The sequence below is a fragment of the Actinosynnema sp. genome (assembly GCF_052038725.1).
On the sequence record NZ_JBQGCX010000168.1, the window covers coordinates 1 to 2,150 of the forward strand.

At 73.6% G+C, this 2,150-nt stretch carries 2 protein-coding genes; one reads left to right on the forward strand and one right to left on the reverse strand.

Translation table 11 applies throughout. The features are described 5' to 3' along the window. On the reverse strand, nt 1–1,350 hold a 1,350-nt coding region (locus ACTUAL_RS03165), incomplete at its 3' end, for a GH92 family glycosyl hydrolase (RefSeq protein WP_440899212.1). A 148-nt stretch (nt 1,351–1,498) separates the two neighbouring features. Here ACTUAL_RS03165 and ACTUAL_RS03170 point away from each other — a divergent pair. Further along, a complete protein-coding gene (locus tag ACTUAL_RS03170) occupies nt 1,499–2,131 on the forward strand; it encodes a hypothetical protein (protein ID WP_440899213.1) in 633 nt (210 codons plus the stop codon). Nucleotides 2,132–2,150 lie beyond the last annotated feature (19 nt).

Below are 2,150 nucleotides of genomic sequence, written 5' to 3' on the forward strand. Positions count from 1 at the left end.
GCCCGCGAGGGCCGGGGCGGACGGGTCGCCGCTCATCACGTGCGTGCCGCCGGAGGCGTGCGTCCAGCGGTCCCAGACGCCGCCGTTCTGCTCGGCCTGGTTGAGCAGCGACTGCGCGATGTCCGAGCCCACGTCCGGTTCGAGGAGGGTGAGGAGCTGGACCTGCGAGCGGTAGACGTCCCAGCCGGAGAACGTGGCGTACTGGGCCTCCTGCCGCCCGGACACCTCGTGCGCCTTGCCGTCGAAGCCCGCGTACCGGCCGTCGACGTCGCTGAACACGTTGGGGTGCAACAGGGAGTGGTAGAGCGCGGTGTAGAACTTGGTGCGGTCGGCGTCCGAGCCGCCGCCAACCTCGATCTTGCGCAGCTGGTCCTGCCAGACCCGGTAGGCGTCGTCGCGCAGGTCCTCGAACGGCCTGCCGGTGTTCTCCGCGCGCAGGTTGCGCACCGCCCCGGCCTGGCTGACGTACGAGATCCCCACCCGCACGCCCACCGTCGATCCGGGCTCGAACCCCAGGTACGCGCCCGATCCCCTGCCCAGCACCGGCCAGCCGTTCGTGCCGTACGTGGTGCCGCCGCGCGCCGAGGTCGAACCGGGGGTCACGGCCGCGTCGGTCCAGGTGCCGACACTGGTGAACGGCCGGTCGAACTCCAGCGCGAAGTGCAGGGTGTAGTAGCTGCGCCTGCCCGCCTGGTTGAGGTACCCGCAGAAGTTGCCGCTGGTCACCGACCCGGTCACGGTGCGCTTGGCCACGTCCACGGTCGTGCTCGCGTCGCTGCTGCCCACCAGCGACTTGGCCGTGTTCACCAGCACCGTCGCGGGCTTGCCCGCCGGGAAGGTGAAGCGGCCCGCGCCGGTGCGGGCGGTCGCGGTCAGCTCCACCCGCGCGCCGGACTTGAGCCGCACGTCGTAGCGGCCGGGTCTCGCGGTCTCGTCGGCGTGCGCGAAGTCGCTGGCGTAGAGCGCGTCGGTGGCGTCCGAGGCCGGGCTGGTGGTGACCTCGCCGACGTGCGGGAAGAGCGGCACGTCCCCCGAGCCGCCCGCGCAGCCGGTGCCGGACATGTGGGTCAGGCTGAACCCGCGCAGCCGCGTCGCGTCGTGCCGGTAGCCGCCGGGCGCGGCGGCGCGCAGGGTGTTGCCGCGCGTGCCCTCGGGGCTGAAGGAGAACATGCCGAACGGCAGCACCGCGCCGGGGAAGGTGTTGCCCAGGTTGGTGGTGCCGATCAGCGGGTCGACGTGGGCTGCGGGATCGGGGACGACCAGGGGTGCGGGCTGGGCGGCGACCGGGGTCGCCATCGTGGCGGTGAGGACCGCCGCGAGCGCGGTGACCAGTGCTCCTCTTGGGTGCATGGTCCCCGAACCTACTGAGAGTGCGCGGTTGTACCCAGAGCGTGAGCGGGTTCTGTCGTCAACCGGACAGGTGGCGCTGCGGGCGGGAGCGACGATTTTTGCGCCTCCCGTGCAACCCGGCGCGGGGGAGGGCCGCTATCTGAAGATCATGAGAACCCTCAAGCTCTCCGCCGCCACCGGGCTGGCCGTGCTGCTCGGCGCCGGGCTGGCGGGCGGCGTCGCGCTCGCGGAGCCGTCGTCGACGGCCCCGGCGGTCACCCCGTCCTCCACCCCGGCGGTCACCCCGTCCTCGACGCCCGCGCCGACGGGCTACACCGTCACGCCGTGGGTGTCCTCGAACATCCGCGAGTGCCAGGGCACGTCCTGCGACGTGGTGGGCCGGACCACCGCCAACCAGGAGCTGCCCGCCTATTGCTGGACGCACGGCCAGACGATCACCGACTACGGCATCACCAACGACATCTGGGTCGCGGTCGGCTTCGGCGCCTCCGGCAGGCGCCACTACGTCAGCGCCGTCTACCTCAGCGGCGACGAGCGCGGCAACCTGCCCGCCGACCTGACCTGCGGGCCGATCCAGGTGTGGCCGACCAGCGCCACCCCGGCGCCGACGCGCGGAACCCCGGTCCCGACCGCCTCGTCCAGCCCGATCCCGACGCCTCCCGGCTCCACCCCGGCGCAGCCGGAGCCGACCGGCACGGCCTCGCAGCCGCCGAGCGCCACCCCGGCGCAGCCGAGCTCCACGCAGGCGCAGCCCGCGCCGAGCGCCACCCCGGCGGGCTGATCCCCGCAGGCCGAGGGGG

Excerpts from the sequence above, each read along its gene's own strand:
- ACTUAL_RS03170 (WP_440899213.1), top strand. The coding sequence starts at position 1,499 with ATGAGAACCCTCAAGCTCTCCGCCGCCACCGGGCTGGCCGTGCTGCTC.